At 62.0% G+C, this 15,016-nt stretch carries 11 protein-coding genes; 9 read left to right on the plus strand and 2 right to left on the minus strand.

Annotated elements, in window-relative coordinates; translation table 11 throughout:
* Positions 1 to 86 precede the first annotated feature (86 nt).
* From ppdK to ltrA, 3 genes are all read left to right on the plus strand, one after another.
* A complete protein-coding gene (gene ppdK, locus KBA32_RS07800) occupies positions 87 to 2,810 on the plus strand; it encodes a pyruvate, phosphate dikinase (RefSeq protein ID WP_294357195.1) in 2,724 nt (907 codons plus the stop codon).
* A gap of 504 nt (positions 2,811 to 3,314) precedes the next feature.
* Positions 3,315 to 3,617 carry a hypothetical protein gene (locus KBA32_RS07805; protein WP_294357197.1) on the plus strand — a complete coding sequence of 101 codons (303 nt, stop codon included), beginning with the start codon at positions 3,315 to 3,317 and terminating at the stop codon, positions 3,615 to 3,617.
* Between the two features lie 12 nt (positions 3,618 to 3,629).
* On the plus strand, positions 3,630 to 4,427 hold the full coding sequence (gene ltrA, locus KBA32_RS07810) for a group II intron reverse transcriptase/maturase (RefSeq protein WP_294357199.1): 798 nt from the start codon (positions 3,630 to 3,632) through the stop codon (positions 4,425 to 4,427).
* A gap of 38 nt (positions 4,428 to 4,465) precedes the next feature.
* Here ltrA and KBA32_RS07815 read toward each other — a convergent pair whose 3' ends face one another.
* Positions 4,466 to 5,416: a LysR family transcriptional regulator gene (locus tag KBA32_RS07815; protein ID WP_294357200.1), complete on the minus strand. Its 951-nt coding sequence runs from the start codon at positions 5,414 to 5,416 to the stop codon at positions 4,466 to 4,468.
* 230 nt (positions 5,417 to 5,646) lie between these two features.
* Between KBA32_RS07815 and KBA32_RS07820 the strand changes: the two genes are divergently transcribed.
* The gene (locus tag KBA32_RS07820; protein WP_294357202.1) at positions 5,647 to 5,856 is read left to right on the plus strand and encodes a hypothetical protein; all 210 of its coding nucleotides are present in this window, start codon (positions 5,647 to 5,649) and stop codon (positions 5,854 to 5,856) included.
* Between the two features lie 88 nt (positions 5,857 to 5,944).
* Entirely contained in the window at positions 5,945 to 6,370 is a 426-nt protein-coding gene (locus KBA32_RS07825) for a GreA/GreB family elongation factor (RefSeq protein ID WP_294357204.1), read from the plus strand.
* A 22-nt stretch (positions 6,371 to 6,392) separates the two neighbouring features.
* Here the strand turns inward: KBA32_RS07825 and KBA32_RS07830 are convergent, their stop codons facing one another.
* Positions 6,393 to 8,966 (minus strand): PEP/pyruvate-binding domain-containing protein, encoded by a 2,574-nt coding sequence (locus KBA32_RS07830; RefSeq protein ID WP_294357206.1) that lies wholly within the window; start codon positions 8,964 to 8,966, stop codon positions 6,393 to 6,395.
* A gap of 301 nt (positions 8,967 to 9,267) precedes the next feature.
* Between KBA32_RS07830 and gdhA the strand changes: the two genes are divergently transcribed.
* From gdhA to putA, 4 genes are all read left to right on the plus strand, one after another.
* A complete protein-coding gene (gene gdhA / locus KBA32_RS07835; RefSeq protein ID WP_294357207.1) occupies positions 9,268 to 10,611 on the plus strand; it encodes an NADP-specific glutamate dehydrogenase in 1,344 nt (447 codons plus the stop codon).
* A gap of 102 nt (positions 10,612 to 10,713) precedes the next feature.
* A complete protein-coding gene (locus tag KBA32_RS07840; protein ID WP_294357209.1) occupies positions 10,714 to 11,046 on the plus strand; it encodes a hypothetical protein in 333 nt (110 codons plus the stop codon).
* A gap of 396 nt (positions 11,047 to 11,442) precedes the next feature.
* Positions 11,443 to 12,537: a branched-chain amino acid ABC transporter substrate-binding protein gene (locus tag KBA32_RS07845; protein ID WP_294357211.1), complete on the plus strand. Its 1,095-nt coding sequence runs from the start codon at positions 11,443 to 11,445 to the stop codon at positions 12,535 to 12,537.
* Positions 12,538 to 12,836: 299 nt separating this feature from the next.
* Positions 12,837 to 15,016, plus strand: a 2,180-nt coding sequence (gene putA, locus KBA32_RS07850; RefSeq protein WP_294357213.1) for a bifunctional proline dehydrogenase/L-glutamate gamma-semialdehyde dehydrogenase PutA, incomplete at its 3' end; no start/stop codon positions are given.

Raw genomic sequence — 15,016 nt, forward strand, 5'->3', positions numbered from 1 at the left:
GACCCCAGACGTGTAACGTCCAGTGTATTTGTTTAGCGTCAAGTCAGCAGTTTCAGCAATTTCACTATCCGTTTATTGAGGTCTATATGTCGAATAAGTTCGTATATGTTTTCGGCCCGTCGCAGACTGATGGCGCCGCAGACATGAAGAATCTGCTGGGCGGCAAGGGAGCCAACCTCGCCGAAATGTGCCGTTTGGGAATCTCGGTACCGCCGGGACTGACGATCAGCACCGAAGTCTGTACGGTGTATACCGAACAGGGCGCCGATACCGTGCGCAAGCTGATCGAGGCTGATGTCAAGCAGGGGGTTGCCTTCGTCGAGAAGGAAATGGGCAAGAAGTTCGGCGACTCCGCCGACCCGCTGCTGGTTTCCGTTCGTTCGGGTTCGCGCGCATCGATGCCGGGCATGATGGACACCATCCTGAACCTCGGCCTGAACGACGAAGCTGTCGCCGGACTCACCGCCAAGTCGGGCAACGAACGTTTCGCATGGGACTCGTATCGCCGCTTCATCCAGATGTACGGCGATGTCGTCATGGGCCTGAAGCCCGAATCGAAGGAAGATCACGATCCGTTCGAAGAAATCATCGACGAGATCAAGGAAAAGAAGGGCGTCGAGCTCGATACGCAGCTGGACGTAGCTGACCTCAAGCAGATGGTCGCCGAGTTCAAAGGCATGATCCGCACCCGTCTCGGTCGCGAGTTCCCGACCGACCCGTGGGAGCAACTGTGGGGTGCCATCATGGCCGTGTTCCAGAGCTGGAACAACGACCGCGCCGTGTTCTACCGCCAGATGAACGACATCCCCAGCTCGTGGGGTACGGCCGTCAACGTCCAGTCGATGGTCTTCGGCAACCTTGGCGACAGCAGCGGCACGGGCGTCGCCTTTACGCGCGATGCAGCGACCGGCGAAGACGTCTTCAACGGCGAATTCCTGATCAACGCGCAGGGCGAAGACGTCGTGGCCGGCATCCGCACGCCGCAGCAGATCACGCTCGAAGGTTCGCGCCGTTGGGCGGAACTCGCGCAGGTCAGCGAAGCCGACCGTGCCGCCAAGTTCCCGTCGCTCGAAGAGATCATGCCCGAGATCTACGCTCAGCTGATCAAGACCGAGACGTCGCTGGAAAACCACTACAAGGACATGCAGGACATCGAGTTCACCATCCAGGAAGGCAAGCTCTGGATGCTGCAGACGCGTTCTGCCAAGCGTACCGGCGCCGCGCTCGTGCGCACCTCGATGGAAATGCTCGAACAGGGCATGATCGACGAGAAGACCGCACTCATGCGCGTCACGCCGGATCGTCTGAACGAGCTGCTCCACCCGGTCTTTGACCGCAGCGCGATCAAGAGCGCCAAGGTCATCGCCAAGGGCCTGCCGGCATCGCCGGGCGCCGCGACCGGCCAGGTCGTCTTCTTCGCCGACGAAGCCGAAGAGTGGGTCGCCAAGGGCAAGCAAGTCATCCTCGTCCGCCAGGAAACCTCGCCGGAAGACCTGCGTGGCATGGCCGTCGCCAAGGGCATCCTGACCGCCCGCGGCGGTATGACCTCGCACGCGGCCGTCGTGGCACGCGGCATGGGCAAGTGCTGCGTCTCAGGTGCCGGCGCGGTTCGCGTCGATCCGAAGAATCGCACAATGACCGTCGAAGGCAAGGTCTACAACGAAGGCGAGTGGGTCTCGCTCGATGGTTCGACCGGCCGTGTCTACGAAGGCCAGGTGCCGACCAGCGATCCGGACCTCTCCGGCGACTTCGGCAAGCTGATGACGCTGGCTGACAAGTTCAAGCGTCTGGCGATCCGCGCCAACGCCGATACGCCGACCGATGCCAAGGTCGCTCGCGCCTTCGGTGCCGTCGGTATCGGCCTGTGCCGTACCGAGCACATGTTCTTTGAAGGCGACCGCATCAAGTCGGTGCGTGAAATGATCCTGTCCCAGGATGAAGCTGGCCGTCGCAAGGCGCTGGCCAAGCTGCTGCCGATCCAGCGCGGCGACTTCGAAGGCCTGTTCATGGAAATGGACGGCCTGCCGGTCACCATCCGTCTGCTCGACCCGCCGCTGCACGAGTTCCTGCCTCACGACGAAGTCAACCAGCGCGCCATGGCGGGCGAAATGGGCATCTCGTACGAGGAAATCAAGCACCGCGTTGACGACCTGCACGAGGCCAACCCGATGATGGGCCATCGCGGCTGCCGTCTCGGCATCAGCTACCCGGAAATCACCGAGATGCAGTCCCGCGCCATCATGGAAGCCGCATTGAACGCGCGCGCCAAGGGCCGTGACGTCAAGGTCGAAATCATGGTTCCGCTGGTCGGTACGGTGCGCGAGTTCAACTCGCAGGCCAAGGTCATCCGCAGCACGATCGACGCCGTCTTCGCCGAGCGTAACGAAACGATGCCGTACTTGCTCGGCACCATGATCGAGACGCCGCGCGGCGCGCTGGTCGCTGACAGCATCGGCAAGCAGGCTGAGTTCTTCTCATTCGGTACCAACGACCTGACGCAGATGACGCTCGGCTTCTCGCGTGACGACATCGGCAAGTTCCTGCCGTACTACCTTGAGTACGGCATGTACGAAACCGACCCGTTCCAGTCGATCGACCAGAAGGGTGTTGGCCTGCTCGTCAAGATGGCCGCCGAAAAGGGCCGCGCATCGCGTCCTGGCATCAAGCTCGGCGTCTGCGGCGAACACGGTGGCGATCCGGCCTCGGTGGAGTTCTTCCACCGCGTCGGTCTCGACTACGTGAGCTGCTCGCCGTTCCGCGTGCCAATCGCCCGCCTGGCTGCGGCGCAAGCGGCAATCAGCAATAGCTAATCGGTTGCAGGTAGCACGAAAAGCCAGCTCTTTTGAGCTGGCTTTTTTCATAGTGCGCCCGGCAGGGCGCACTTACTTGGAGGTGAAAGTCCTCTACTCGCCCGGCAAGGGGAAGAGTTAGCTGAACGGCAAGGGTGTTCTGGGTGACTGGAAATCTGGAGGAAGCCGAAGGCAAAGCGCTGGCCTGACGAACACCTCGGTCCCCCCTTGAGGGGGAGGAAGCGGATAGGAGGCGGCACGGCGGGGTGAGGCGGCCATTATCGTCAAAGCCCGAAACTTGCACGGAACGCCGTGACGTATATCCGACAGGCATAAGCGTGAAGGTGAGTGCGCAATACCCGGGGAGATCTGCACGGGTGCCGAGGGAAACCTCTGTGCTACGGACATCGAGAGGTGTCGGGAGGCTCGTGCAGAAGTCAGCCGAGGCCATAGTAGGTGCCGGTACGGACCGAAGGGCCGAACATTGAAAGCCGCGAGTAGGCGGCGGGAACACACGGACAGTTGATGAAGGCAGATGATTCACGGCAAGTGAATACCGGCGAAGAAGAATCGGGGCGGAACTCCGAGGGGGCTTTGCATGGTGCCGAGACTGGCGTGACGACCCGTTTGCGGACCAAAGCGGAGAAGGCGCAGGAAGGCGGGCTGATGGAGGTCGTGTGCGAACGCGGCAACCTGTGGCTTGCCTATGATCGAGTGATCAAGAACAAAGGCGCGGCCGGTGTCGATGGCATCGGCATCACCGGGTTCAAAGATCACCTCAAGCAACACTGGCCGACGATCAAGGCCAAACTGCTGGCGGGGGACTAACTTCCCTCGCCGGTGCGCCGGGTTGATATTCCCAAGCCACAAGGCGGGGTAAGGACGCTCGGCATACCGACGCTGACGGATCGACTGATCCAGCAAGCGTTGCATCAAGTACTCTCACCGATCTTCGAGGTGGAATTCTCCGAATCGAGCTACGGCTTCCGACCGGGGAGGAGCGCCCATCAGGCAGTCAAGGCCGCGCGGCAGCATGTTGCCGAAGGCCGTCGGGTAGTGATCGACATGGACCTGGAGAAATTCTTCGACCGCGTCAATCACGACCTGCTGATGCAGAAACTCTCGACGAAGGTCGGCGACGGGCGAGTGCTCCGCCTCATCCGCCGGTATCTGGAAGCAGGCATGATGGCAGAGGGGATCGTATCCCCGCGGACGGAAGGCACGCCACAAGGCGGCCCCTTGAGTCCGCTGCTATCGAACATCCTGCTGACGGACCTGGATCGGGAACTGGAGCGCCGGGGCCATGCCTTCTGCCGCTATGCCGATGACTGCAACATCTACCTCAAAAGCAAAACGGCGGGGCAACGGGTCATGGCGAGCGTCACCCGGTTTCTGGCGTGCACGCTCAAGTTCACGGTCAATGCGGCCAAGAGCGCCGTGGCGCGTCCGTGGGAGAGGAAGTTTCTGGGCTACAGCCTGACGTGGCACAAAGCCCCGAAGCTGAAGATTGCGCCGACCAGCCTGAAACGACTGGAAGGCAAAATCCGCGAAGTGCTCAAAGGTGCGCAAGGGCGTAGCCTGACGAAAGTCATTGCTGAACTCAACCCGGCCCTGCGTGGTTGGATGTGGCTTCATTGATTCAATGGACTGGTGCCCCGTGCAGTGCGGCGTTGCGGTCACGGTGCAATGAGCTGGTTCTCGCTCGGTACGCTTGTTTTCCCGGCCGGACGATCCCAGTACGGCTCGGGGCCGAAGCGCTCGACGAGGAAGTCGATGAAGACACGCACCTTGTTGGGGAGATGCCGCGTCGGCAGGTAGAGGGCATAAACGTAGCGGTCGATCTGCGTGTAGTCGGAGAGGACGGCGCGCAGCCTCCCGGTTTGCAGATCCCCGCCGACGATGAACGTCGGCAGGAGTGCAACGCCGAGGCCGCCGAGCACCGCCTGCGACAAGGCCTCATCGTCATCGACCCGGAGCGGTCCGGCGATCGCCACCGACTGTTCCTCTCCGTTGCGGACGAAACGCCAGCGTCCTGCTTCGCCGGAAAGGGCGTAGTCCAGACAGACATGTTTGCCAAGATCGGTCGGGACTTGTGGGATACCGAAGCGTTTGAAGTATTCGGGCGTCGCACTGACGCGGCGGCGGACCGGCGCCAGCTTTCGCGCGACCCAGTTGCCGGGCGGATCGTTCATGACGCGGATCGACAGGTCGTAGCGCTCTTCCGCGAGGTCGATCCAGCGATCGGTGATGGTGAGATCAATCTTCAGGTCGGGATAACGGGGCAGGAATTCGGCCAGAGCCGGTGCAATGTGCAGCGTGCCGAAGGCGACCGATGCGCTCACTCGGAGTACGCCCCTCGGTTCGGTCGTGAAGCTGGCGACCAGGCGTTCGCCCTGGTCGGCCTCTTCGAGCATCCGGCAGCAATGGTCGGCGACCATCAAGCCGATCTCGGTCAGGCTCAGGTGCCGTGTCGTCCGGTTGACCAAGCGGGCGCCCAGCGTCTTCTCCAGTTTTGCCACCGCCTTGCTGACTGCGGAGCGCGACGTATTCATCCGCCGCGCGGCTTCGGCGAAGCTCTCCGCTTCGACGACGCGCGCGAAGATGGCCATCAGGTTCAGGTCGATCATGTTCTGCCTTCTGATCAGGTTGATTGTGTCTTTGTGGGAAACAGAGAGGTGTCAAATCCGGGTCTTATGGTCGATTCCGGTTTTGGTTACCATGTCCTCACTGATTAATTACTCGGGTTTGCATCCTTGTTGATGCTAGCCGGCTCGGGGTTGGGCGCAAGGTTGGTACAGAGTGTTGCAATTGATTGTAGTTCATCGGGCAACGGTTCTATCGCATTGAAGGAGGGATCATGTCGGTGATTACGAAACAGTCTGTTTTGCGGGCATTGCACGAAAAACATTGCCTCGATACGCGTCGCTTGTCGCACGTTTTGGGTGTCGAACCCGATAACGAGATGCTGAGCAGGAGCGTCCAGGAGTTGTTGAGCGAAGGGCGCATCCATCGTGTCAGCGGAACGGGGCGACGGAGCTGGTTTGTTGCCATGTCGTTCGAGCATTGAGCCAGGACGCGTCGAGCGTCGCGTATTCATCCAGCGTTTGGCCGTTCGTACTCCGGGTGGAGCCCGGTCGTGAAGAAAGGGGGCAAGAGTGTCCTACAGCAAGGCAATGAGTTGCGTCTCCGCGCTCGACAAGGGACGATTGGAGGCGTTGATCGAGCGGGTGTTCGCCGGCCGTGAACTCAGTCTGCCGGCGGTGACGGTGCTGCATCGGCTGCGCACGGCCAATCTGGTCGTCGCGCCCGAGGATGTGCCGCGCGACCTTGTTACCATGAACTCGACGGTCCGTCTGGCCGACCCGATGTCCAGCGAGGAGTTCGAGCTGACGCTGGTCTACCCGGAAGATCACGATCCCGAGGACAACTGCTGGTCAGTCCTGAGTCCGATCGGGGCCGGCCTGTTCGGCCACCGGGTGTACGAGCCGACGGACGTTCGCTTTCAGGAAAGCGAATGCGTGCGCTGGATCGTCGCCGACATTCCGTTCCAGCCCGAAGCTCACGACTGGCTGACGCTGTAGCCTGTCGTGCGCCGCTTCCGGATCAGAGCGTCACGGTGACACGCTGCTGCTCGGCGTCGGCGTAGAGCGAGAGGTTCTTGGTCCGCATGTCGGCGACGCGGATGACGGCCGACCAGTCGCGCGCGTCTGGGACGATCCTGCTCAGGCGGTTGGCTTGCCGCCGGAGCAGGCGTTCGTCGATCTGGTTGCCTTCGTGCCCGGGGAAGAGCGCGAAGTAGAGCATGTCGGCCTCGATCAGCTCGTTGATGAAGTGCGTGCCGAGCGAGACGTCGGGCACCAGCGATTCGTGCATGGTGACGATTTCGCAGATGGCGGCGACGTTGTTGATGTCGGCAAAGGCGACCGGTATGCCGAGCCAGGCGTCGCGCGTCCCCCAGCGACCCGGGCCGAGCAGCAGCACAGAGCGCCCGGTGCTCGCGCGGTTGATCTTGCCGATGACACGCGCGATCGTAGCCCGGTCGGCCAGATTCAGTTGCGCGTACTGTTCGGGCACGACATAGACGATGCGATCCGGTCGGATGACGCGGCTCGGGCCGATGACGGCGCCACGCGCACTGATCAGACTGGGAACGTATGCGGGCGGTTCGGCCTTGACGCGCCGGTCAACGCTGCGCACCTGCATCGGACGACATTGCAGCAGATTGAAGCGCAGCGGTTCTCCCGGCCGTACGTTGAGCGCGAACTCGATTTCGACCGGGTGGTGGTAGGCGCTCTGCAGATGGCCGAGGATCGCCTGCATGCGCGCGACGAATTCGCCGTTCCTGATCAGCCCGTCAAAGGTGAGGAACGGTGGGCGCTCGGGCTGCTCGCGGGTGGTGAACAGACCAAGCGGGAAACTCGCATCCTCCGCGCTCAGCTCGGCAAACGGCCCGGTAACCACGCCGTTGCCTGAAAGGTCGAGCACGTCCATGCGCCGTTGCGCGTGGCGGGCGATCGCGCCGAAGTTGGTTTCAGGGCGAAGTTCCGGCTCGTTGAGCGCAATCAGGCGCGTGTAGTCGTCGTCCGCACGATCGACGGCGCGCGTACCCAGACCGGCGACGAGGCGAACGACGCCCGCGTGCATGTCGATCTTCGGGTTCCAGCGGTAGGGATTGAACGAGAGGCCGACGCCGGCGGCGTGCGGATAGAAGTAGCGGCCTCCGGCGGTTCCCGAGACGCGCATGATCAGCAGGGCCATTTGCTCGTGCGCTTCGAGCAGGCCACGTCGCTGCCGGTAGCGCAGCGCCTTTTCGCTCAGAGAGCTGGCATAGACCTGGCGAATGGCGTTCAGCAATTCTTCCAGGCGTTGCTCGCGCGGACCGTGGTTGACGCAGAAAACGCTCTCGTACTGCCCGGCGAACGCATTGCCGTACTGATCTTCAAGCCGCGAACTGGAGCGGACGATGAACGGCCACTCGCCGAAGTAATCGAGCATTCCTTCGAGCTGACGTTGCGTCGATTCGGTGAAGGTGCCGCGCATGATGCGCGCGTGCGCTTCGTCGAGCTGGTGCAGGAAGGTGTGCGGATCACGCTGCTGGCGACGCATCCACCAGATGCCGTTGCGCACAAGGAAGGTATCGAAGACCTCGGTGCCAACGTAGAACGAATCGTGTGCTTCGAGCTGATCGTGCAGCTCGGGCGATTCTTTGCGCAGGATGCCGCGCGCCATCAACATGCCGAGCGCCTTGCCGCCGATGCTCCCGGTGCCGACCATCCGGTCTCGGATCGAGATGAGATCGTCGAGTGTCAGGTAGTCGCGGGCCATTCGGGCCAGCGTCGGATCGGCCGGAAAAAGCAGCTTGCTCAGGCTGTCGAACCAGTGCTGTTCGACCGCTGCATCGGCTTTTCCTTCGGCGCGCGCCTTGAGCGCCAGGCGCGCTGTGCCGAAGTGGCGTCGCCAGTGGCTGACGATGCGGTTGTCGTCGAGCCCGCGCCAGTCCGATCCGGCGAGTATTTCCGAAACGGTGCCGCTGTCGGTTACCGGGCGGAAGTGGTCGCCTTCCTCCCAGGCGTGGATCAGGTTCATCGCCGCGGCCGACCGATGCTGGACCTTGACCGGCCGGATATAGAGCTTGTCGCGGCAGCGGAAGGTGTCGAGCAGGAATTGCGTCGTTTCGGTAATCATCTGGATTGCCGACTCGACGTGCGTATTTCGCCTGATCGCGAAATAGGTCACCGTGTGCAGATCGAACAGGCGCGGGCAGGTGAGGCGAAAGAAGTTCGCCATCATCCGGTCCGACTGCCAGGCTTCAGCGAGGTCCGAGAGGCTGTCGAAAACGTACATCGTTTCCGTCCCGGCCGCCTCGATGACCGAATGCACTTGGTCGACGAACGAATCAAAGCCATCGCTGGGGTGCGGGTGGTGGATTTCGACTTCGGGTGAGGCGTCAATCAGCGGACCGTGATCGGCGAAGCGGAAATAGACGAGACGGCGCTTCTGCGCGATTGCCGCATGTGCATAACGGCTGACCAGTGCAGCGTAATCCTCCAGCGATTGCACCTGCCAGACGATGTTGTCGCCGCGCTGGACGCCGCGAAAAACCCGATCCAGGCCCGGCAGACCGGTAGTCGGAAAAAACGGAGACAGTTTGTCGGCTTTTTGCGGGATCTCGGACATTGCGTGCTGGCCTTGATTGAGTGGTTCGCAGTTTCTGCGTGTCGTCGGCGTCATAGGATAGCTTGACGGGGCGGAAATGCCATGCAAGGTGCGATTGGCGGTGCGAAAACCGTAAGAATCCCGATGTTTTGGTCAAAAACGCACCGAAATGGTGCAAATACGCATTATGAATTGTATTTAGTCATATTATTTTCGATTTTATGGTCGATATGGATTGTTTTTGGTGCGGCCGTAGTGCATTGTTACGCTCGATTTTGGTTTCTTGCTTCACGTCTTCTAGTCCTTTCTTTTGGGGAAAACAATGAGCGTCGGTTCACTTGATGGTTTTATCAACAAGATCAGCCAGGGCAATGCCCATCAGCCGGAATACCTGCAGGCCGTAATCGAGGTCATGGAAAGTCTGTGGCCATTCATCGCCAGGAATCCGAAATATGCGGAAAACGGCTTGCTCGAACGGCTGGTCGAACCGGAGCGCATGATTACCTTCCGCGTTTCGTGGGTGGACGACAAGGGGCTGGTGCATGTCAATCGCGGCTACCGTATCCAGCACAGCTCGGCGATCGGGCCGTACAAGGGGGGCTTGCGCTTTCACCCGTCGGTCAATCCGTCCATCCTCAAGTTTCTCGCCTTCGAGCAGACATTCAAGAATGCGCTGACCACGCTGCCGATGGGCGGCGGCAAGGGCGGCTCCGATTTTGATCCCAAGGGCAAGAGCACGGGCGAGATCATGCGGTTCTGCCAGGCCTTCGTCACCGAACTGTTCCGTCATGTCGGTGCCGATACCGACGTTCCGGCCGGCGATATCGGCGTTGGCGGGCGCGAGATCGGTTTCCTCTCCGGCATGATGCGCAAGCTGAAGAACAGCGCCGAGTGCATCTTCACCGGCAAGGGGCTTTCCTACGGCGGCTCGCTGATTCGCCCGGAAGCTACCGGCTACGGCACCGTTTACTTCGCGCAGGAAATGCTCAAGCTGAAAGGACGTGAATTCGACGGTTTGCGCGTCAGCGTTTCGGGCTCGGGCAACGTCGCGCAGTACGCGGTCGAAAAAGCCATGAGCCTGGGTGCCAAGGTCGTGACCGTATCCGATTCCGCTGGTGTCGCGATCGACGAGGAAGGCTTCACCGAGGAAAAGCTCGCCATGCTGATGGACATCAAGAACGTGCAGTACGGCCGTGTCAGCGACTACGCGAAAAAGGTCGGCGCGAAGTACATCGCCGGCGTCCGGCCGTGGAATGTGCCGGTCGACGTTGCGTTGCCGTGTGCGACGCAAAACGAACTGGACGAGGCGGACGCGCGCACGCTGATCAGCAACGGCGTCATCTGTGTTGCCGAAGGCGCCAACATGCCGAGCACGCTCGGTGCGACCAAGCTGCTTGAAAGCAGCGGTGTTCTCTTCGCGCCTGGCAAGGCGAGCAATGCCGGCGGCGTTGCTACGTCCGGCCTGGAAATGACCCAGAACGCCATGCGCTTGTCGTGGTCGCGCGAGGAAGTAGATACCCGCTTGCACGGAATCATGTGCAAGATCCACGAGCAATGCCTGATGCACGGACGCCGCGACGATGGTTCGGTCAGCTACGTCACCGGCGCCAACATCGCCGGCTTCGTCAAGGTCGCCGAGGCAATGATCGCTCAGGGCATCATCTAGGCGGCGTCGGTAAGGCAGGTGCGCCGTCGCCGTTCGCGATCATATCGAGGGCGAACGGCGCATCTGAACGATGTTTCAAGTTCTGTACGAAAAGGAGGGGCAATGAACGCAATTACTCTGCCGGGCGGGACGGTTTACATCAAATTCGCAACCGCGGCACATCTTCTGGCGTCCGCGATGTGCCCAAAGCACGAACTGGACGATGCAGTCGCCGAGTACAGCGACGCTTACTCCAGCGTCGACCGCAAGCTGAGCCGTGCTGTCGAACTCGGTGATCTCCACGCCATCGACCCGCTGACGCATCGACGCCACCCGTACCCGGTCGGCAAGGCGCTGCGCGAGGCCGAGATTCTCGTCGAAGATCTGAGGCGCTACGCCGCCGGAAACGGACTGCCGGCGATCGAGATGTCTTCAAGTGTGGCTGAGCTGTCGTAAGCCGATGTAGTCCGATTTGCCGGCGGCGCCGCTGATCTCCGCGCTTTTGCCGCCGGCTTTTTTCCTGCGGCCGCGTCCTGCGGTGCGCTCTTCGCCGGTATTACGCCTGTACACCATCTTCCAGGCACCCGCTTTGTGCGCGGGCAGTGTTCGTCTGCGCTTTCAGTGTGCATAAAGCCTTCTCGCCGGCAGGGTGACTTCCCTAAGTCGCTCATTTCTATCGTGAATAGCGTGATGGCATGGCAAATGCTTTGTAGAATAGTCCGGTTGCCATGCGGCGCGCTTGCCCGCATCGTTGCCACGATGTCGTAGGAGTCCGGCCGTGCTTGAGCCGTCGAGCGCAGTCCGGACGTTTGCAGAGTACCCCGTCAATGCGTATTTCATAGGAGGAAGTAAATGAGCAAAAACGTTCTTCTCGCCGGTTTCAGCCTGCTGGCATTTGTGGGCGGCAACGCCTACGCCGATCACCTGGTGGCGATTGCCGGCCCGATGACGGGGCAGTACGCCTCTGCCGGCGATCAGATCCGCAAGGGCGCGGAGATGGCGATTGCCGACATCAACGCCAAGGGCGGTGTGCTCGGCCAGAAGCTCAAGCTCGAAGTCGGCGACGACGCCTGCGACCCGAAGCAGGCGGTGTCGGTGGCCAACACGATGGTCAACAAGAAGATCGTCTTCATGCACGGCCACTGGTGTTCCAGCTCGACGATCCCGGCTTCCGACGTCTACAACGAAGCGCAGATCCCGATGGCGACGGTGTCGACCAACCCGCAAGTCACCGAGCGCGGCCTGAAGAACATTTTCCGCATCATGGGGCGCGACGACCAGCAGGGTTTGGTGGCCGGCGGCTATCTGGCCGATCATTTCAAGGACAAGAAGATCGCCGTCGTCGACGACAAGAGCGCCTACGGCAAAGGTCTGGCGGACGAGATGGCCAAGGCGCTGCAGGGCAAGGGCGTGAAACCGGCGCTGCGTGAGTCGATCACCGCGGGCGAGAAGGACTATTCGGGCCTGGTCAGCAAGCTCAAGGCAGCGGGCGTTGAAGTGGTCGCCTTCGGCGGCTACCACACCGAAGTCGCGCTGATTCTGCGCCAGGCGCAGCAGGCAGGCCTGAAACTGACCGTGATGGGCGGCGACACGATGACCAATACGGAGCTGGTTACGGCGGCCGGTCCGGCGGCCGACAATGTGCTCTTCACCTTCTCGCCCGATCCGCGCAAAAACGCCTCGGCGACCGAAGTCGTCAAGAAATTCCGCGACGCCAAGGTCGAGCCGGAAGGCTACGTGATGTACGCCTACGCCGCGATGCAGCTCTTCGCGCAGGCTGCGGAGCAGGGCAAGAGCGTGAAGTACGCCGATCTCGAGAAGGCGATGCGCACCGGTACGTTCGATACCGTGCTCGGCAAACTCAACTTCGACGCCAAGGGCGACAACAAACTGCCCGGCTTCATGGTCTACCAGTGGAAGGGCGGCCAGTACGATTACGTGAAGTAGTGGCCGAACAACAGGATAGTTCCGGGTCAAGCCCGGAATGACGGATCCTGAAAGGTCCGTTATTGATACGGTGAGGTAATGTTTGAAGTCCGTTCGCCCTGAGCTCGTCGAAGGGGGGGCGGGCTTCGACAGGCTCAGCCCGAACGGAAGTTGAGACTTTTTCGTGCCGGATCAATAGTGTGGCCGGTGTCTGGCTTGCCCGCCGCCACGCTGAACAACCAAGAACAAGCGTGTGAAACATCCCGTCTGCCGCCGCGTGTGCCCGGCCGCCAGACCGACTTTCCGGAACAGGAAACAGCATGCGAACCGAACACCCCAGCGCGCTGCGCCAGGCGATGCGTGAGGCTTACCGCATCGACGAGACGACAATCGTCGACGAACTCGTCCGCCGCGCCCGCTTTACCCCCGAAGAACAGCAACGCATCCTCGACCGCGCCCGGCCGCTGGTGCAGAACGTGCGCGACAGCCGCCTCAAGGTCGGCGGCCTCGATGCCTTCCTGAATACCTACGACCTCTCGTCGCGCGAGGGCATCGTCCTGATGTGTATGGCCGAGGCGCTCCTGCGCATCCCCGATACCGAGACGATGGACTTGTTGATCCGCGACAAGATCGGCAATACCGAATGGGAAAAGCGCCTCGGTGCCTCGCACAGCCTGTTCGTCAATGCCGGCACCTGGGCGCTGATGCTCACCGGGCGCATCGTCAATCTGGAAAACGACGACCGTAATCTTGGCGGTACCTTCAAACGCCTCGTGGCGCGTACCGGCGAGCCGGTGATCCGGCAGGCGATCATTACGGCGATGCGCATTCTCGGCAAGCAGTTCGTCATGGGCCGCAACATCGACGAAGCGGTAGCGCGCGCGCAGAGCGCGGAAAAGAACGGCTACCGCCACAGCTACGACATGCTCGGCGAAGCGGCGCGCACCACCGGCGACGCGCTCAAATACTTCGAGACCTACATGGCGGCGATCAAGGTCATCGGCACCGCCGCGCAGGGTCGGCCGGCGCTTGAAGCGCCGTCGGTGTCGATCAAGCTTTCGGCGCTGCATCCGCGCTACGAGGTGGCCAACGAGGAGCGCGTGCGCCGCGAGCTGTGGCCGGCGGTCAAGGCGCTGGCGCTGCAGGCTAAGCGCATGAACATCGGTTTCACCATCGATGCGGAAGAAATGGATCGGCTGGAAATCTCGCTCGACCTCATCGAAGCGCTCGCGCTCGATCACGAACTCGCCGGCTGGGACGGCCTGGGCGTTGCGCTGCAGTCGTACCAGAAGCGCGCGCTGGCGACCGTCGACTGGCTCGCCGACCTCGCGCACCGTGCCAGGCGGCGCCTGATGGTACGACTGGTGAAAGGCGCGTACTGGGACGCCGAAATCAAGCTCGCGCAGGAGCGCGGCCTGACTGACTACCCGGTATTTACGCGCAAGGCGTCGACCGACGTCTCGTATCTCGCCTGCGCGCGGCGATTGTTTGCCGATCCGGTCGCCTTCTACCCGGCGTTCGCCACGCACAACGCGCACACGCTGGCGGCGGTGGCCGAGATGGCGGCGACGGCGGGTTGCGACGAGTGGGAGTACCAGCGCCTGCACGGCATGGGCGAGGAGTTGTACGACCAGGTCGTCGGCAAGGAGCAATGGAATCGCCCGTGCCGCATCTATGCGCCGGTCGGCAGCCACGAGGAACTGCTGGCCTATCTCGTGCGCCGGTTGCTGGAGAACGGGGCGAACTCGTCCTTCGTGAACCGGATCGCCGACGCCGACCTGCCGCTCGAAGCGCTGCTCGCCGACCCGGTCGAGAAGGTCGCGAAGCTTTCGACCAAGCCGCACCCCGGCATCCCGCTTCCCCGCGACCTCTTCGGCGCCGAGCGCGCCAACAGTAAAGGATTGGACATGAACGACAAGACGACGCTCGATGCGGTACGCCGGGCGATTGAAAGCAGCAAATCCGTGAACTATTTCGCCGCGCCGGTGATCGGTGGCCAGGTGATGACCGGCGAGAGTGCGCCGGTGAATTCGCCGGCCGACAAACGCGACGAGGTGGGTGAAGTCGTCTCGGCGACGCCTGACCACGCGGCGCGGGCGATGGAGAAAGCGCAGGCTGCCTTCCACGACTGGGAATCCACGCCGGCCGGCGAGCGCGCGGCGATTCTCGAGCGCGCAGCAACGATGATGCAGAACCGCCTGAACGACCTCATTGCGCTGATCGTGCGCGAGGGCGGGCGAACGCCGGGCGATGCGCTCTCCGAAGTGCGCGAGGCAATCGATTTCTGCCGCTACTACGCGGCGCAGGCGCGCGAGAAATTCGCCGAGGCGGTCCAGCTGCCGGGACCGACCGGCGAACGCAATACGTTGTCGTTGCACGGGCGCGGCGTGTTCGTCTGCATCAGCCCGTGGAACTTCCCGCTCGCCATCTTCGTCGGCCAGATTGCTGCCGCGCTGGCCGCTGGCAATACGGTCGTCGCCAAACCGGCCGAGCAGACGCC

Source organism: Propionivibrio sp. (genome assembly GCF_017995515.1).
Classification (GTDB): domain Bacteria; phylum Pseudomonadota; class Gammaproteobacteria; order Burkholderiales; family Rhodocyclaceae; genus Propionivibrio.

Bases quoted from the DNA above. Each gene is read 5' to 3' on its own strand.
- ppdK (WP_294357195.1), top strand. From the start codon at position 87: ATGTCGAATAAGTTCGTATATGTTTTCGGCCCGTCGCAGACTGATGGC.
- KBA32_RS07805 (WP_294357197.1), top strand. From the start codon at position 3,315: ATGAAGGCAGATGATTCACGGCAAGTGAATACCGGCGAAGAAGAATCG.
- KBA32_RS07815 (WP_294357200.1), bottom strand. From the start codon at position 5,416: ATGATCGACCTGAACCTGATGGCCATCTTCGCGCGCGTCGTCGAAGCG.
- KBA32_RS07820 (WP_294357202.1), top strand. From the start codon at position 5,647: ATGTCGGTGATTACGAAACAGTCTGTTTTGCGGGCATTGCACGAAAAA.
- KBA32_RS07830 (WP_294357206.1), bottom strand. From the start codon at position 8,966: ATGTCCGAGATCCCGCAAAAAGCCGACAAACTGTCTCCGTTTTTTCCG.
- gdhA (WP_294357207.1), top strand. From the start codon at position 9,268: ATGAGCGTCGGTTCACTTGATGGTTTTATCAACAAGATCAGCCAGGGC.
- KBA32_RS07840 (WP_294357209.1), top strand. From the start codon at position 10,714: ATGAACGCAATTACTCTGCCGGGCGGGACGGTTTACATCAAATTCGCA.
- KBA32_RS07845 (WP_294357211.1), top strand. From the start codon at position 11,443: ATGAGCAAAAACGTTCTTCTCGCCGGTTTCAGCCTGCTGGCATTTGTG.